The sequence below is a fragment of the Psychrobacter sp. BF1 genome, assembly GCF_019279065.1.
GTDB classification, from domain to species: Bacteria; Pseudomonadota; Gammaproteobacteria; order Pseudomonadales; family Moraxellaceae; genus Psychrobacter; species Psychrobacter urativorans.
This window is the reverse complement of record NZ_JAGYWV010000006.1, coordinates 184,672-202,819: the sequence shown is the minus strand read 5'-3', so window position 1 is coordinate 202,819 and position 18,148 is coordinate 184,672. Positions and strand designations below refer to the sequence as shown.

15 protein-coding genes are annotated in these 18,148 nt (G+C 42.4%); 14 read left to right on the top strand and 1 reads right to left on the bottom strand.

What is annotated here, in order from left to right:
* Nucleotides 1-108: 108 nt before the first annotated feature.
* Nucleotides 109-849 carry a 1-(5-phosphoribosyl)-5-[(5-phosphoribosylamino)methylideneamino]imidazole-4-carboxamide isomerase gene (hisA, locus tag KZA12_RS09060; protein WP_218690011.1) on the bottom strand — a complete coding sequence of 247 codons (741 nt, stop codon included), beginning with the start codon at nt 847-849 and terminating at the stop codon, nt 109-111.
* 996 nt (nt 850-1,845) lie between these two features.
* On the opposite strand from hisA, the gene KZA12_RS09055 reads away from it, so the two are divergent.
* From KZA12_RS09055 to KZA12_RS08990, 14 genes are all read left to right on the top strand, one after another.
* Nucleotides 1,846-3,198, top strand: coding sequence for a Na(+)-translocating NADH-quinone reductase subunit A (locus tag KZA12_RS09055; RefSeq protein WP_218690010.1), 1,353 nt, complete (start codon nt 1,846-1,848; stop codon nt 3,196-3,198).
* Between the two features lie 5 nt (nt 3,199-3,203).
* On the top strand, nt 3,204-4,439 hold the full coding sequence (locus KZA12_RS09050; RefSeq protein WP_201624190.1) for an NADH:ubiquinone reductase (Na(+)-transporting) subunit B: 1,236 nt from the start codon (nt 3,204-3,206) through the stop codon (nt 4,437-4,439).
* Nucleotides 4,420-5,376: a Na(+)-translocating NADH-quinone reductase subunit C gene (locus KZA12_RS09045; RefSeq protein ID WP_201624188.1), complete on the top strand. Its 957-nt coding sequence runs from the start codon at nt 4,420-4,422 to the stop codon at nt 5,374-5,376. The genes KZA12_RS09050 and KZA12_RS09045 overlap by 20 nt, the downstream gene beginning before the upstream one ends.
* A 1-nt stretch (nt 5,377) precedes the next feature.
* A complete protein-coding gene (locus KZA12_RS09040) occupies nt 5,378-6,049 on the top strand; it encodes an NADH:ubiquinone reductase (Na(+)-transporting) subunit D (protein ID WP_201624187.1) in 672 nt (223 codons plus the stop codon).
* A complete protein-coding gene (nqrE, locus tag KZA12_RS09035; protein ID WP_201624184.1) occupies nt 6,049-6,657 on the top strand; it encodes an NADH:ubiquinone reductase (Na(+)-transporting) subunit E in 609 nt (202 codons plus the stop codon). Before KZA12_RS09040 ends, nqrE begins: the two co-directional genes overlap by 1 nt.
* 115 nt (nt 6,658-6,772) lie before the next feature.
* Nucleotides 6,773-8,008 (top strand): NADH:ubiquinone reductase (Na(+)-transporting) subunit F, encoded by a 1,236-nt coding sequence (gene nqrF, locus KZA12_RS09030; RefSeq protein WP_201624182.1) that lies wholly within the window; start codon nt 6,773-6,775, stop codon nt 8,006-8,008.
* A 193-nt stretch (nt 8,009-8,201) separates the two neighbouring features.
* Nucleotides 8,202-9,002: an SDR family NAD(P)-dependent oxidoreductase gene (locus KZA12_RS09025; protein ID WP_218690009.1), complete on the top strand. Its 801-nt coding sequence runs from the start codon at nt 8,202-8,204 to the stop codon at nt 9,000-9,002.
* Between the two features lie 116 nt (nt 9,003-9,118).
* A complete protein-coding gene (locus KZA12_RS09020) occupies nt 9,119-10,288 on the top strand; it encodes an FAD:protein FMN transferase (protein ID WP_218690008.1) in 1,170 nt (389 codons plus the stop codon).
* 129 nt (nt 10,289-10,417) lie between these two features.
* On the top strand, nt 10,418-10,666 hold the full coding sequence (gene nqrM / locus KZA12_RS09015) for a (Na+)-NQR maturation NqrM (protein WP_218690007.1): 249 nt from the start codon (nt 10,418-10,420) through the stop codon (nt 10,664-10,666).
* A gap of 291 nt (nt 10,667-10,957) precedes the next feature.
* Nucleotides 10,958-12,253 (top strand): MFS transporter, encoded by a 1,296-nt coding sequence (locus tag KZA12_RS09010; RefSeq protein WP_218690006.1) that lies wholly within the window; start codon nt 10,958-10,960, stop codon nt 12,251-12,253.
* Between the two features lie 219 nt (nt 12,254-12,472).
* Complete coding sequence (locus tag KZA12_RS09005; RefSeq protein WP_218690005.1) at nt 12,473-13,339, top strand: arylesterase; 867 nt, start codon at nt 12,473-12,475, stop codon at nt 13,337-13,339.
* Between the two features lie 62 nt (nt 13,340-13,401).
* Complete coding sequence (locus KZA12_RS09000; RefSeq protein WP_218690024.1) at nt 13,402-14,088, top strand: ABC transporter ATP-binding protein; 687 nt, start codon at nt 13,402-13,404, stop codon at nt 14,086-14,088.
* A gap of 8 nt (nt 14,089-14,096) precedes the next feature.
* Nucleotides 14,097-16,778, top strand: a complete 2,682-nt coding sequence (locus tag KZA12_RS08995; protein ID WP_256932902.1) for an ABC transporter permease — start codon at nt 14,097-14,099, stop codon at nt 16,776-16,778.
* 62 nt (nt 16,779-16,840) lie between these two features.
* A complete protein-coding gene (locus tag KZA12_RS08990) occupies nt 16,841-18,040 on the top strand; it encodes a WG repeat-containing protein (protein WP_218690004.1) in 1,200 nt (399 codons plus the stop codon).
* The last annotated feature ends 108 nt before the right edge of the window (nt 18,041-18,148 follow it).

Here is an 18,148-nt window from a genome sequence, read left to right as displayed (position 1 = left end):
CATCCTTGGTTAAGGGCCATTAAGGATGTTGAAGCATAGCGGCTTAATGACTGGTTTCTTAGTGACTGGTTTATCAATGACTGGTTTACTGACTAGCTCGCTGTTACTTTACTTAAGGTCTAAATAGCGCTGTGCTGCGCCTAAATCTAACGTGCCTTCATAGATAGCTCGACCAGTAATGATGCCTTCAATACAGTCACCATACGGCTTTAATAACTCGATATCTTTCATATCAGTGACGCCACCAGAAGCAATCACTGGAAGACCACCTTCGCGAGCTAAGTTGACTGTTTGTTCAACGTTGACGCCTTGCATCATGCCATCACGATTAATATCAGTATAGACGATAGAAGACACGCCGACATCCGCAAAACGTTTGGCAAGCTCTGTAGCTTTAGTATCAGTAACGTTGGCCCAACCGTGAGTAGCCACCATGCCATCTTTGGCATCGATACCTACGATGATATGTCCAGCAAACTCACGACAAGCTTCAGCGACAAAATCAGGATCTTCTACCGCTTTAGTACCAATAATAATATAAGTCAGACCAGCAACGATGTACTCTTCAATAGTACGCATAGTCCGCACACCACCACCGAGCTGAATAGGCAAGTTGGGAAAAGCTTTGGCTATGTCCTGAACCACTTGCTTATGTACTGGCACTCCATCAAACGCCCCATTCAAATCAACCAAATGCAAGCGGCGCGCACCCTCGAGCACCCAACGCTCAGCCATCGCTACTGGGTCATCAGAAAATACCGTATCATCTTCCATACGGCCTTGTTTTAGACGCACACATTTTCCATCTTTAAGATCAATAGCGGGAATAATTACTGGCACAGCACACATAGAGCATTCCTTATAAGGGCATTATATTGATAAAAATAAAAGCAATAAGAGCAAAAATAGAACAATCAGCGCAAGTATTAAAAACCCCTGATTTATGTAAAAAATTTAGCAACTTCTAACTCATGAACTCAATTAGCTATTGCAATTAGCAGTAAAATAAGCATAAATAAAATCTTTATATATTAGTATAATTAATCAATAGTTTAACATTGATAACTATAAGTTTGTACCATTAACAGACACCCTAATATTAGCTAAATTGGGTGACTGACTGGCAATTTTAGGTTAATTTAGCGTATAATCCTAGGTAAATTTGTATATGTTTCTATATGGGAAACACTAGATATTATTAAGTCACTGCTAAGGTATTAGTGATTTAGCTAAGTGTTATAGGTAGAAATAGATGAAATAGGTAGGATAAGACTTATATCCACGTTATATAGTGCGATTAACAATACAAGATCAATGCTATCTTGAGTCACCATCTTATCAAGTGGCTTGAATTAGGTCTATCAATGAATAACCTTTGTAGACGCTACTATCTTATGTAAATCGTCAGGCAGTCTTAAGTAAATATTTTTGTAAGCTATTTACTGATCTGCTATTGATAGCCATCTATTGCTAAACAATCCTATATTTCCCTAACTCACTCAAATTGATATTACAGATTTTAATACAAGGTATGCTAAAACGTCCTATTGCTTAAACAGACTAGTTTGTTAGTTTATTTAGGACGGATAGCTTTAGTATGCACCCTGGTAGCCGGTCGCCACCTGGTAGTTCGAATAAGATATTAACGTGTTGTTAAGGAGTCTAAGGTCAGCGTTGATCCTCTTATTTAGTAGTAATGCCCTAGTGTCGCTGTTAAGACATTCACTTCCTGCCCTAGCAAAAATGCAGAGGATTGAATGCTTTTAGTGATATTGAAGCAAATCCTACCGATATACCATACAGGACGTCTGGTATCGTTTTAGACTATGGACTAAGTTTTCGCTTATGATTACCATCAAAAAAGGTTTGGATTTGCCTATCACCGGTGAACCCTCCCGCGAGATATCCGAGCACAGACCCGCACATGTGGCACTCATTGGTTACGATTATGTGGGTATGAAGCCCACCATGAACGTCAAAGAAGGCGACATTGTAGCCAAAGGCCAACCAGTTTTTGAAGATAAAAAACGGGTTGGTGTCATCTATACTGCTCCTGCTGCTGGCAAAGTTATTGCCATCAATCGCGGTGAGCGTCGTGTGTTTGAGAGTCTGGTTATTGCAGTCGACCCTAACGGTGAAGAAGTAGAATTTCAGCGTTATGACTCCCAGCAACTTGCTGATCTTGACTCCGAAGCAGTTGAGACTCAACTACTAGCCTCTGGCGAATGGACAGCGTTTCGTACGCGTCCCTATAGCCGCGCTCCTGAAATAGGTGCTCGTCCGCATGCTATTTTTGTCACTGCCATGGATACCAATCCATTAGCTTACGACCCGATGCTGCTAATCAATGAACAAACGCAAGCATTTAATGACGGTTTAGCAGTGATATCGACTCTAAGCCCTAAGACTTTTGTCTGTCATCATGGTGACGCTCATCTAACACCATTAGCACATAGTGCTGCTAATAACGTTACTGAGTATCATAGTTTTGCGGGTAAGCATCCAGCAGGTCTAGCTGGCACTCACATTCACTTTTTGCATCCACTAAGTCGTGGCGTCAGTGTCTGGACTATAGGCTATCAAGACGTCATTGCTATCGGCAAACTATTTACTACCGGTCGTCTCTATACTCGTCGCTTACTTAGTTTGGCAGGTCCTGCAGTCAAGGAGCCGCATCTAGTAGCAACTGAACGTGGTGCTGATATTACTGGATTGACTAAAGGTAAATTACTAGCTGGTGATAATCGCATCATCTCCGGCTCAGTATTATCTGGTCGCAAACTATTTAGTAATGTCGCTTACTTAGGTCGTTATCACGATCAAGTCAGTGTTTTGTCTGAAGGTCATGAGCGTCCAGCGTTCCACTTTTTCAGCCCAGGTAAAAACCGTTTTTCCAAGCTACCAATCTATATTTCGCAGTTCTTTGGTAGTAAAAAATACAACTTTACTACTTCGACTAATGGTTCACCACGGGCAATGGTACCTATCGGCGTCTATGAAGAAATCATGCCACAAGACTATTTGCCTACGCAGTTACTACGTGCGTTAATTATTGAAGACATTATTACTGCGGTTGATCTGGGTGTGCTTGAGCTGGACGAAGAAGATCTAGCTTTATGTACCTTTGTATCTCCTGGCAAATATGAATACAGCGATATTTTGCGTGATAATTTGACACGCATTGAGCTGGAGGGCTAACCACGATGAAATTTTTACACAATATGTTCGATCGTATGGAGCCGTCCTTCCTTAAGGGTGGCAAGCACGAGAAGTATTATCCTATCTTTGAGATGTTTGACACTTTCTTGCGTCAACCAGATTCAACGACTTTTACCTCATCACACGTACGCGATGGTATCGATCTAAAACGCATTATGATTACCGTATGGATGTGTACTTTCCCAGCCATGTTTTTTGGGATGTATAACGTCGGTCATCAAGCCCTAACCGCTATTACCGAGCTGGGTTTACAAGCCGATGGCTGGCGCACTATCATCACAGGCATGGTAGGCTATAATCCAGAGAGTGTCTGGGCTTGCTTTGTCTATGGGGCAATGCAGTTCTTACCTATTTATATCGTCACTTTCGTAGTCGGTATCACTTGTGAGATTATATTTGCCATTACTCGTGGGCATGAAGTTAACGAAGGTTTCTTTGTGACTTCCATACTCTATGCTTTGATCATGCCACCAGATATCCCTTTATGGCAAGTGGCCTTGGGTATCATATTCGGGGTGGTCGTTGCTAAGGAAGTCTTCGGTGGTACTGGTAAGAACTTCCTTAACCCTGCCCTATCAGGTCGTGCGTTTTTATACTTCGCTTATCCGTCTTATATCTCTGGCGACTCAGTATGGACAGCAGTCGATGGCTTCTCTGGAGCCACACCACTTGGCTTAGCCGCTCTTGGTGTAAGCCCTGAGAACTTCACTAACGTCTATGGCCAAGCTATTACTTGGAGCGATGCTTTTTTAGGCAATATCCAAGGCAGTATCGGTGAAGTATCAACTTTGGCTATCTTGTTTGGTGCAGCGGTACTGTTATGGACGCGTATTGCTTCTTGGCGCATCATGTCAGGCTGTGTGATTGGTTTAGTCGCCACCTCACTTATCTTTAACATGATAGGGTCAGAAAAAAACTTGATGATGGCACTGCCGTTCTACTGGCATTTAGTAATCGGTGGTTTTGCTTTTGGTGCGGTCTTTATGGCTACTGATCCAGTATCAGCGGCTCATACTAATAAAGGACGTTGGGCCTACGGTATCTTGATCGGTTTTATGACGGTGTTAATACGTGTAGTCAACCCAGCCTTTCCAGAAGGCATCATGCTAGCTATTCTTTTTGCTAACTTATTTGCCCCATTGTTTGATTATTTTGTGACTCAAGCAAATATCAAGCGCCAAACGGCAAGGAGAGTTCGTTATGTCCAAGCCCAAAAGTAATAATATGAAAACCATCGGTGTAGCGTTGACGCTATGCTTGGTGTGTTCAGTATTGGTCTCAGCCGCCGCCGTTGGTCTCAAACCACAGCAAGTCGAGAATGCGCGCTTAGATCGCAATAAGAATATCTTAGTAGCGGCTGGCATGTTTGATCCAGCAGTAGATACTAATGCTGATGTCGCCGAACGCTTTAAAGATTTCAAAATTGAAATCGTTGATTTAGACAGTGGTAGTTACTTAGATGATACTCAATTAGGGGCGGTCGGTATCGATGATCGTAATACTTATGATGCTAGTCAGGCTAGTAAGAATGCTGCGTTAAGCGTGGATTTAGGTAGCAATGATCCAGCTAGTATTGGTCGCAAACCTAAATACGCTAAAGTATATGTGAAGAATGATGATGCTGGTAAACCAGAAATGGTAGTCCTGCCTATTCAAGGCTATGGCCTGTGGGGCACTATCTATGGTTTCTTGACCCTTGAAAGCGATATGAACACTATCAAAGGTATTAGCTTTTATGATCATAAAGAAACTCCAGGTCTAGGCGCTCGTATCGAAGAGCCAAAATGGCGTGCTACTTGGAATGGTATCCATTCTTATGACGACAAGGGTGAAGTAGCTACTGGAGTGACTAAAGCTGGTAATCCAAAAGATAATTGGATCGATGGTATCAGTGGAGCAACTTTGACTAGTCGCGGCGTCAGCAACATGATTCAGTTTTGGTTAGGGGATCAAGGTTACAAGCCCTACTTAGATCAGCAGCGTAAACAGAGTGGTCAAACTATGCAAAAGACCGACACTCAAGCAAAGCAAATCTCTTATAAAAAGCTAGGCCAGAGCTTATCTAATGCTCAAGCTCAAAACCTTGCTAAACAAGAGATGCATTCCGTAACTGAGCTGGCATCTGTAGCACCAGCAGCAAACGGCAAGGAGGCATAAGATGGCTGATATAAAGAATATTTTAGTTTCCCCTATTTTTGATAACAACCCTATCGGCTTGCAAATCTTAGGTATCTGTTCGGCCCTAGCAGTGACTACTAGCGTCTCTAACGCTTTAGTTATGAGTGTGGCCTTAACATTAGTAACTGCGTTTTCAAGCTTTTTTATCTCCATTATTCGTAAAAAGATTCCCTCAAGTATTCGTATTATTGTACAGATGACTATCATTGCCTCTTTGGTTATCGTAGTCGATCAGATCCTAAAAGCGGTCGCTTACGATGTTAGTAAGGGCCTATCAGTATTCGTTGGTCTTATTATTACTAACTGTATTGTGATGGGTCGCGCAGAAGCTTATGCCATGAGCAATCCTCCGGTTCCAAGCTTTTTAGATGGTATCGGTAATGGTCTCGGTTATTCTGCTGTACTATTATTTGTCGCTACTATTCGTGAAATATTAGGATCAGGCAGCTGGTTTGGTTTTACCATATTACAGCCGGTGACAGACGGTGGTTGGTATGTACCTAATGGTCTGCTACTTTTACCGCCATCAGCGTTCTTTATTATTGCGATGTTTATCGTCATTATTCGTATTTGGAAACCTGAACAGATTGAAGAAGCTGAATTTGTAATGAAGCCACAATCTAAAGGTATGGCACACGGAGGGGGTCACTAATGGGACATTATGTTAGTTTGTTTATCACCTCAGTGTTTATTGAGAATATGGCGTTAGCCTACTTCTTAGGCATGTGTACTTTTTTGGCAGTATCTAAAAAGGTCTCGACCGCTATAGGTCTTGGTGTCGCAGTAGTCGTCGTAATGGCCATTACTGTACCGCTCAACAACCTGTTATTTCAGTTCATCTTAAAGGATGGAGCGCTGGCATGGGCAGGTTTCCCAAATATCGATCTAAGCTTTTTAGGACTCCTCAGCTACATCGGTCTAATAGCGGCAACAGTGCAGATTCTAGAGATGTTCTTGGATAAGTTCGTTCCTGCTCTGTATAACGCTCTTGGGATATTTTTACCTTTGATAACCGTTAACTGTGCCATCTTAGGTGGCGTACTGTTCATGGTTGAGCGTGACTACAACTTTGGTGAATCAATGGTCTATGGAGCTGGTGCAGGTCTTGGTTGGGCATTAGCTATTACTGTATTGGCCGGTATCCGCGAGAAGCTCAAGTACTCTGACATTCCAGCACCGTTACAGGGATTAGGAATTACCTTTATCACTGTCGGTCTTATGTCACTAGGCTTTATGTCGTTCGGTGGTATGTCCATTTAAACGACAAACCTTATTAGCTATTTGAGATATTAAATTCATTTATTCGGTAAGGGTGCGGAGCAAATATTATAATGACTCTTAGCACCCCTACCCCATAGATTAAGGATACCCTACCATGGATTATGCTACGGCGATTGGTGGCGTTGCCATGTTCACTGTGATCATCATGGGACTTGTTGCTATTATTTTAGCTGCCCGTTCTAGATTGGTCAGTTCAGGCGATGTGACTATTCATATCAACGATAATTCTGAAAATGATGTAGTTACCCCAGCAGGCGGCAAGCTATTACAGACCCTCGCTGCTGAAGGCATATTTTTATCTTCAGCATGCGGTGGTGGTGGTACTTGTGCGCAGTGTCGTTGCCGAGTTATTGAAGGCGGCGGTTCTATTCTGCCTACTGAAACAGGCTATTTTACTCAAGGTGAAATTCGCAATCATATGCGTTTGGCTTGTCAGGTTGCGGTCAAACAAGACATGAAGATTGAGATTGATCCTGAATTCTTTGATGTACAAAAATGGGAATGTGAAGTTCTCTCTAATGATAACGTTGCAACCTTTATCAAAGAATTAGTACTAAAGATTCCAGAAGGCGAAGAAGTAAAATTCCGTGCTGGTGGTTATGTACAGTTAGAAGCGCCAGCGCATGAAGTACATTATAAAGACTTCGATATCGCTGAAGAATATAGAGAAGATTGGGAAAAGTTTGGCATTTTTAACTATGTGTCTAAAGTTGATGAGCCAGTTATTCGTGCTTATTCGATGGCCAACTATCCTGATGAGCGTGGCTTGATCAAATTCAATATTCGTATTGCTAGTCCGCCGCCTCGTGGCCCAGATGGCATACCACCAGGTAAAATGTCCTCATGGACCTTCAGCTTAAAGCCTGGTGATAAAGTTACTGTATCAGGACCTTATGGTGAATTCTTCGCTAAAGATACTGAAGCTGAAATGATCTTTGTTGGTGGTGGTGCTGGCATGGCGCCGATGCGTTCACATATTTTTGATCAGCTCAAACGCTTGCACACTAATCGCAAAATTAGCTTTTGGTACGGTGCACGATCAATCCGTGAGATGTTCTATGTAGAAGATTACGATCAACTGCAAAAGGATTTCTCTAACTTTGAGTGGCATGTGGCTCTATCTGATCCACTACCAGAAGATAATTGGAACGGTTATACAGGCTTTATTCATAACGTATTACTGGAAGAATATCTAAAAGATCATCCAAGTCCAGAAGATTGTGAATACTATATGTGTGGGCCACCGATGATGAATGCGGCGGTAATCGATATGCTACACAGTATGGGTGTGGAAGACGAAAACATTATGCTTGATGATTTCGGTGGTTAAGATAGTTTATTAATAACTACCCTGTTTTATAATAGTTACTAAAATATGTAAATTGAGAGTCTCATCTGAGGCTCTTTTTTTATGGCTCTCATTTAGTGCCCTAGCTGCTTTTGACGACTACAAATCTGCATAGTAAGTTGATTCTGCTTTCTTATATCATTGGTTAAAACTCACTATAAAACAAAGGACTGTTATGAAAACAAACTATAAAGATCTCACCATTTGGATAACTGGTGCTTCGAGCGGTATCGGTGAAGCTTTAGCTATTGAGTTTGCCAAACGCGGTGCAAAAATTATTTTAAGCGGGCGTAATAGTGAAAAACTACTCAGCGTGCAAGAGCGTTGTAGAAACTCAGAGAGGCATATTATCCTCGCCTTTGATATTAGTGATGCTGAACAAGCGCAAAAGGCTTATCGCTCTATTAAAAGCCAAGCAATAAAAATTGACTGGCTGATTAACAATGCGGGTATCAGCCAACGTTCGTTAATTATGGAAACAGCCGAGGACGTAGAACGCAAAATAATGGAAATAGACTACTTCGCCCAAACTCGTCTGACTAGACTAATACTAGCAGATATGCTCGCTCAAGGAGGTGGTAAAGTAGTAATGATATCTAGCGTGGCTGGACTAATCGGTACTCAATATCGTGGCGCTTATAGTGCCGCTAAAGCCGCTATCCATTTATGGGCTAACAGCTTACGTGCTGAGTTACATGATAAAGGTATCGAGGTAGCGACTATATTCCCCGGTTTTATCCAAACTAACGTCTCTATAAATGCTTTAACTGGCGATGGTAGCGTCCAAGGTACTATGGATGATGCTACCGATAAAGGCTTGAGCGCCAAAGCGTTCGCTAAGCAAGCCTGTAAAGCTTTAGCAAAAAACCAAGAATACATCATTATTGCTGGTCGCAAAGAAAAGCTAGCCATGATGATTAATCGACTATCTCCAGCACAGCTTTATAAGCTAATCCGAGAATCAAAAGTTAAATGAGCGCACTGAGCTGTTTTGCTATCGCTGAATGTTTGTGATTATTGGAGCTAAGGGGTATAAAATAGGTACAATAGTATTACCAAACCCTTTACCCCTAGCCTATACCCAAAACTTCTATGAAAAACTTAACGCAGTTCGCTAAATCCAACTTATCAAACACCTTAGGCAATACTTTAGTTAGTAGTAAGACTGTAGTTGCTGCTGCTAGTGTTGTAACGCTTTTGAGCTTGAGCGCTTGCCAGCAAACGCCAGATTATAGTTATCTAACTGGTGAGACTATGGGTACTAGTTATCATATTAGCTATCAGTTGCCCAAAGGCGCTGACGAAGCCGCTATTCAAGCCTCGATAGACAAACGCTTGCAACAGATCAATGATAGTATGTCTACTTATAAAGATGACTCTACTATCTCTAAATTCAATCGTTTGGCTAAAGATACGCCTATTACTATAGATGCTGATTTCAGTCATGTATTGGCTGTATCAAGACAAGTCTATGAGCTGTCAAACGGGGCATTTGATCCTACTGTTATGCCCTTAGTTGAAACTTGGGGGTTCGGCAGCACTATGACCGTTGAACGTTTGCAAAGTCCCCCTAGTGCCCTTGAGATTGCGCAAGCAAAAGCATTAGTAGATTTCAAAGGAGTGCTGCAAAACGGCAATGCTATTCAGAAGACTAAACAAGGAATTGGCTTAGACTTTTCGGCAGTAGCCAAAGGCTATGGCGTCGATGTCATCGCTACTGTATTAAAAGATGACTACAAAATCCGCAATTATATGGTGGAGATTGGTGGTGAAGTAGCAACATCTGGCGCTAGTAATCAGCAACAACCTTGGCAAATAGCTATCGATGCACCTATTGAAGGCAGCACCGTTACTGAGCGTCAAACTATTGCCACTATTCGCCAACCTAAGAACTTGGGTAATAGAATGCATTTAGCAACCTCAGGAAACTATCGCAACTCTATTATTTTTGATAATAAGCATTATAGCCATACTATCGATCCCACTACTGGTGAGCCTATTGTTGGTGGTGCACCCTCCGTCACTGTCGCCGCTGAATCCGTAGCACTAGCTGATGCTTGGGCCACTGCACTGACAGCGATGCCCTACCAAAAAGCGCTAGCCGTTGCTCAAAAAAACAACGTAGCGGCCTTATTTGTTATCTTGGCAGACGGCGTGCAAGCTAGTAGCATTAATTCAGACCCTAGTGTTGATGCGGTCAAGGACTGGCAAGTAGTAGAAACCCCGACAATGAAAAGTCTACGTGCTGACAAAAAACCTTAACTGGGTTCAAGCAACCATAGCTGAGTAGGAATATCACACTGATAACCAACGAGCAGCGCAGAAATTTGTTATACTATAACCAGTAATTATTACTGATTACCGTGTTAATTTTAGAATCGAGGTTACCTGATGCTAAGCCAATTGCTTCCTATGCTCGCTATTACCTTTAGCGTATTTGTGTTGTTCTTTTTATTCATGGGTATTGGTTATATGTTTAAAAAACAGCCCCTCAGAGGCTCATGTGGTGGGGTTGCCAAACTCATGGGCGAAGAAAAATGCTCGTATTGCGGCGATGATCCTAATAAATGCGAAACGATCACTGCTGAACAGCAAATCAATGCAGTAAAGTCGGCCCAATTGGGTAAACCGGCTCTATAACTTCGCTAATAACTGTTGTCAGTTACCATACGCTGATACTACCCTAACTCATATGCTTATATAATAGCGCTAACCCTTATCAAAGGGGCTTAGCGTTATTTTGTATGCCTTTATATAATTCCTTAAAATAATAATTTATAACTAGTCCTACTCTATCTAAGTAGCAGTACACATTCGTATATCTTGCATTCTGCAAGTCAGTTTTCCGCGCTAACCTATTATGTTAATCACCCTTATGGTGAGATTTTTTTGGTGTCATCTCAACAGTGCTGTTTTGTCAGTACTTAGGTAATGACGTGTCATTTTTCTTATTCTAATAGTCGTGTTGCTATGTCTAACTCTGCTGATTTGCCGTCCAGTCCTTCCTCGAATAACTCGAAAGCGTTTACTCCTCCGTCTTCAAAATTCACCTTTTGGCTAGTGCTTTGCGCTATGATTTTGCTCGGCACTAACATGCGAGCTCCTATCGTTGCCCTCGGCTCCATTGCTCCAGTAGTGCAAGAAGCGCTGAATATCTCTGAGACTCAAATCGGCTGGTTAGGTGCAGTGCCTATGCTGACTTTTGCTCTTGGCGCTTTGATATCTCCTAGTATTGGTAAGCGTTTTGGGATTGAAAACACGCTAATCGCCATGATTATCATGCTCACCATCGGCATGATGATTCGAGCGTTTATTCCGACTTGGACTGGGTTTTTGAGTGGTACGGTGATACTGACTTTGGCTATTGGTTTTGCCAATACTTTAGCCGCTCCGGTAATCAAACAGCGTACCCCTAATAATATTCCGTTAGTCACGGGCCTATTTAGTCTAACTATGACGGTAACCGCTGGGATAGTAGCAGGAGTAGTACTACCCCTCTCAGAAAGCATAGGTTGGCAGTGGGCGTTAGGTAGCTGGTCATTTTTGAGTATGTTAGCTATCGCTATTTGGGTATTTTTGCGCTTTCGCTTAGGATCTTCTAGCGATCAAATCGCCCCTGTTACTGCACAGAAATCTTCAAGCATTTCTATATGGCGTACTGGCTTAGGCTGGCAAATTGGTGTGTTTTTGGGCCTTCAATCTTTGCTCTATTATACCGTTGCTAGCTTTTTACCCTCTATTCTAGTCAGTAAAGGCATGAGCGCCGTCAGTGCAGGACAGATGGGCTCAGTGTTTCAGTTTATGGCCCCATTATCCATCCTAAGCTTAACTTGGCTTATTAACCGCGGTCGCCCTATTCAAGCCCTAGCAGTATCTGCCGCTATTCTTAACGTTATAGGTATTGCTGGTCTAAGCTATGCCTCTACGGATTGGGCATGGTTGTGGTCAGGCATGATGGGCATAGGCTGCTCGGCTATTTTTACCTTAACTATAATGCTGTTCTCATTGCGCACTTATACTACCAATCAGGCTAGCGAGCTATCGGGTATGTCGCAGTTCGTCGGTTATGTGATTGCCTTCTTTGGCCCTCTAGGTACAGGCTGGCTGCACGAAGTGACTGATAATTGGGATTTACCGCTGCTAATTACCCTAATTTTAATGATTATAAATGTCGGTGTTGCTTGGTTGGTCAGTCGTCCGGTGATGGTCGATGGCAAAAAGATTTAAACCTATTTATCGTCCTAAAAAATAAGCTATAAATTAGGATATAAGTTAACCAAGATGGGCTTTGAATATAAATTTTCAAAGCTTATTTTTTTGGTCAGGTTATTTTTATTAAACGCCTGAGATTAAGTTACTCAGCTCACTTAAAGTTAACCTTAGCGTCATATTGCTAGCAATGTTATTTTGCTACACTGGCTTGATTGCTCATAGGATAAGACCGTTATGATGAACCGCTCTTTTAGTTTGGCTCAGCGCACAAAAACCCTTGCCTCAGTATCGAACTCACTGCCTTATTTGATGGTGGCGATGATGACCTGCGTATTAGCGCTTAGCGGCTGTCAGAAATCTCCTGAAGCAGATGCTACTAATAACGCTCAAACTACTGAGACGACCTCAGTTAATGCTCCTGTTGCTGATAGCAATAACGCTGATTCTGTTACTGATACTACTCAACAAGCCAACCTTGCTCCGCTAACTATCCTAGCATTAGGTGACTCTTTGACTGAAGGTCTTGGCGTAGCTAGTGATGACAATTATCCAGCTCAACTACAAGCCAGCCTACAACAGCTAGGCTATAAAAATATTAAAGTTGTCAACTCAGGATTGAGCGGTGAAACCAGCACTGGTTTGGTGAATCGCTTAGACTGGGTAGCACAGACTAAGCCCGATATTACTATTTTGACCATTGGTGCTAACGATGCCATTCGAGGACTCGATGTAGCAACTATTGAAGCTAATATCCGGACAGCGGTTAAAACCCTGCAGGATAATGGTAGCGAAGTCATCTTAGGGGGTATGCAGATCTATGACAATTTAGGTAATGATTACGTTAAGTCGTTCTCAGCTATTTATCCTAGAGTGGCCAAAGACATGAACGTCCCTCTTATTCCTTTCTTCTTGGATGGGGTAGGCGGTGATGCTAAGCTCAATCAAGCCGATGCTATTCATCCTACTAAAGAAGGCTATACCATCATCGTCAATGATAATATCTTGCCTGTGTTAAAGCCTGAGCTTGAAAAAATGCTACTGTCGATACAAGCAAACTCGCTTACTCCAGTAGAAATTCCAGCCACTGAGACATCGCAATGACTTCACTGTTAGTATCAAAAAATGCCTTAGCATCAGCCACGCCAGCCACTAAATTGGCTTCAATGGCTGAGCCAAACGCTACTATCCAACCTTTATTATTAGCTAAAAACTTAAACAAAACCGTCAGCGTGGGTGAGCAAAAACTAACTATTATCAAAGATGTCGATATCTATGTTAATGCTGGCGAGTTTGTGGTCATCATGGGTAAATCCGGCTCGGGAAAATCAACCTTGCTCGGTTTATTAGCAGCGTTAGATTATCCCGATAGCGGTTCAGTCGAGTTGGCTGGCGAAACACTAAGCGCTCTTGATGAAGATGCTTTAGCAGTCATCCGTCAACGTGATATGGGCTTTGTATTTCAGTCCTTCCATCTCCTACCCACCTTAACGGTTGCTGAAAATATTGCTTTTCCATTAGATATTGCCCGACGTCCAGATAAAGTGCGGGTCGATGAGTTGATAGCAGCTGTCGGACTACAGCCGAGACGTAACAGTTTGCCCAATCAGTTATCAGGCGGTGAGCAGCAACGCACGGCAGTGGCACGTGCCTTAGTGTCACGGCCAAAGATAGTATTTGCTGATGAGCCTACTGGTAACTTGGATGAGCAAAACGCGGCGCAAGTGATGCAGCTATTACTAGATTTGCGTAAGCAGACCGGCTCAGCATTAGTAGTAGTGACTCATGACGCTTCGCTGGCGAAAATGGCCGATCGGGTCATTACTATGCACGATGGCATGATAACGCTATAGCGTAAGGGATGAGCTGTATTGTAATGAATGACTTGTCGAGCAATCATAAGCCTACGGATAATAACTCTATGTCTAGTCCTACCCCACAGCCGTCTTCAGCACATAATAACGGCTTAATTGGTCGCTGGTTTGGCGGTCGAACTTTAGGCACGCAAGCATTGACTCGCAGTTGGTGGCGGCGCTGGATATATCCGCTGTTATTTTTGCTAACGTTGATGCTGTCATTAGCGACTTACTTAAGCTTGGATTCTATCCAACAGTCCGTCAGCACTTATATCAATGACAATCAGCGCGCGCTAGTTGGTGGCGACTTGATCTTATCGAGTAATCAAGACTGGCCAGCTGAGGTAGTTAACCAAGTACAGACCCTTGATGCCAAGCAAGTGGTCTATGACTATCAGTTTAACGCTATGTTGGTCACCGATGAGCAAACCTTATTAGCACGAGTCAAAGCGGTATCGCCCAACTACCCTTTATACGGTAAAGTAGAACTAGCCTCAGGCAAACCCCTATGGCAACAGCTTAGTGCCGATAGCGTGGTGGTGGCACCGGAAGTATTAACCAGTCTTAATATTGCAGTCGGAGATAGTATCACTGTCGGTGATGCGCAATTTAGAATCAGCGACGTGCTAATAAAAGAGCCGGATCGTCCCTTAACGGCCTTTGGCTTTGGTGGTCGGGTATTAATGCAGCAGGAAGCTTTAGCAGCAACTAATCTAGTCAGTCAGCGCAGCCGCATCAGTTATCGTATTGAGATCGCGGGAACTCCTGAGCTTATGGCAGCGCAAAATGAGCAGTTAACTCAGATACTGAGCAATTATCCTGACATTGAGCTGTCCGATGCTGATTCAGCAGATACTTCGGTTTCACGTATCTCCGATAATGTGTTGATGTTTCTCAAGCTATTAGTCATTGCCGTTCTATTATTATCCGCTGTAGCTATGTATGGAGTGATTACCGCCTTTGTAAATAAGCAGCAGTCCAATAACGCTATCCGCATGGCTTTAGGTGAGCGTATAGGCTCAATCAAGCGCAGTTACTATTGGCTATTAACTGTTATGGCGGTACTAGCCTGCGTTGGGGCGGTGCTGCTTAGCCTGATCTTACTGAAGGTAGGCCAGCCTTATTTATCAGCTATTTTGCCGCCAGATTTGGGCTTAGCTATCAACCCTATCAGCATAGTTAAGACTATTGTCATTGCATTAGTGCTGACTTTGTTGATTACCCAACGCAGCTTAAGCCCTCTTAACGATACTAAGCCGGCAACTCTACTTAATCAGAGCGCTAGTCAATCGGCAAAACGTCGTTTGCCCTTTTATAAAAGCTGGTATCAACGCTGGCCCGTCCTAGGCTATGGCTTGATGCTATTAGGGCTGTATGGATTTTTAGCTTATGAAGTCCACTCCCTAAAGCTAGGCGCACAGTTACTGATCGGCCTGATAGCCTTTATCGCTATATTTTGGGCTTTGGCACGTGGCTGGCTCTGGCTGCTGGCAAAGTTAGCATCGACTGGTAAAGTCAGTTGGATGCAGCGCATCGCTATCCATAACTTGGCTCGTAAGGGTAATCAGTCGGCATTGTTTTTTGTCACTCTAGCGCTATCGGTAGCGGTATTGACCTTGATTACTACCCTTAACCACAGCATCAATGCCCAATTCGTTAATGCTTATCCTGAAGATGCGCCTAATTTGTTTTTGTTAGATATCCAAAGCGATCAACACGATGCGATCAACGATATCATTACTGCTCCTGTGACTTATTTCCCAGTCATTCGCGCGCGAGTAATCACCGCTAATGGGGTGCTCGCCAAGGATATCGAACCTACTGAAGGCTACGATGATCCTACTCGAGTGTTTAATTTAAGCTATGCCGATAAGGTGATGGATACTGAGTTTATTAATGAGGCGCTAGAAGATGAGCAGCTCTATAGCCCTATTGCAAACCAAGACAGGCAAAAGTCAGCTATCGAGCAAGTACAACCGCTGTCTATCTTGGATACCGCCGCAAGTATGCTCAATGTAAAAATGGGCGATCAAATCCTATTTAATATCCAAGGTATCGAGCTGACTGGAGAGATCACTAGTATCCGTACTCGCTATGAACGTGGCCCTAGTCCTTACTTCTATTTCTTATTTGAGCCGTCAGTATTGTCCAGCGCTCCGCAAATTCAGTTTGCTACGACTCACGTGCCAGAAGCGAGTATTCCAGACTTGCAAGGCGAGCTAGTCCGTACTTTCCCAGCAGTGACTACTATTGACGGTACAGCGATCGCTGAGCAAGTCCAAAGCTTAGTGGAGCAGATGAGCCGCTTAGTGTATATCTTCACTTTGCTAGCGCTATTGACAGGCATTATGGTATTGATCAGCTCGTTGCTCTCAACGTCACAAGATCGCATGCAGGAGAGCGCCTCGTTTCGATTACTCGGTATGCAAAAGTCTGATTTATATAAGCTGAATATGCTAGAGATTGGCGTATTAGGCATTAGCGCTGCTCTATTTGCGGTGACTATTGCTAGCATCGGTGCTTGGCTGGCGATTACCCAATGGTTCAATCTACGCTATAGCGTGCCGTGGATGAATTTGGGTATTGGCAGTGTGGCGTTAGTTGCTCTACTGCTTGGTATTGCTGTTATTTATGTCAGATTAGTGATTGGGCGTGGGATTATGGCTCGGGTTCGGGCTATGATTTGATTATTACCAGCTTGTTCTCATACTTGAAATTTTCAAAATTTACTTGGGAATGTATACGCTAAATGAATATTCATGATAATACTCAAAATTTGGAAGGCTGCGGTTATCCTCAAAATTCTGAACACTATGACTTTGTCTATTGTTTGAAAGAAGGTTTAGCTAGAGTTAACAAAAATGATAAAGAGGGCTTTGTTGATCAAACTGGAAGAGTGATTGTTAATTTAGACTATGATTACGTCTCAGACTTCATTAATGGGTTGGCTATAATTGGCAAAAATGATAAAGAGGGTCTTATTGATAAGGCTGGAAGAACCGTTCTCCCCTTATATTATGAAAGCGTATCCGTCATTATTAATGGAATGGCTTACGTTGAAAAAGACAATAAAGAGGGCATTATTGACAAAATGGGTAGAATAATTGCACCTTTGAAATATGACAGTATAGGTATATTCCAAAAAGATTTTGCGATAGTAAGGATAGGTAGCAAATGTGGTTTTATTGATAAGGCTGGTAATGAATTCATTCCTTTAGAATATGATTATGCTTGGGATTTTCGTGAAGGCTTATCTGCGGTCAAAAAAAATGATAAGTGGGGTTTTATAAATCGAAGCAATGAAATGGTTATTTCTTTGCAGTATGATGAAGCTTGTTGGTTTAAGGAAGGCTTATCAAGAGTTGGCCAAAATAATAAAAAAGGATTTATCAACCAAATTGGAAACTTAGTTATACCTCTAGAGTATGATTACGCAGGTGATTTTAACGAAGGGTTAGCTAAAGTAAAAATCGGTGAAAAAACAGGTTTTATTGACAAGAATGGGAAAATTGCTGCTTCTTTGAAATATGATTTTGCATGGGATATGACTGAAGGATTCATTGTAGTTGGCAAAAATAGGAAGTCAGGTTTTATTGACAGTACTGGTAAAGAAATTATTCCTTTACAATATGATTATGCTGATAGTTTTAGAGAAGGTTTGGCTCGGGTTAATAGTATGGATAAATGGGGGTTCATAGACATAGTTGGCAGTGTAACAATCCCTTTCCGATATGACCATGTTTGGAGTTTTAATGAAGGTTTAGCTGCTGCTGAGAAAAATACTCAATACGGCTTTATCAACAAAAATAATGAAACTATTATTCCTTTTCAGTATGATAAAGCTTCGAGCTTTAATAGAGGTTTAGCAATAGTCGAAAAAGACGGTTATCGTTTCTATATCAATAATCAGGGCCGAAAAGTGGGAGGATTGAGACAGATATCTTCTTAGGACTTATATAAATTTAAAAGGAAACCTATTTTTAAGCAGGGCTTTTCTTAAATATCAATAGTCGCCTTGAGTAGCGGTTTAGCCCTGATTGAATCGGTAGCTTGGTGG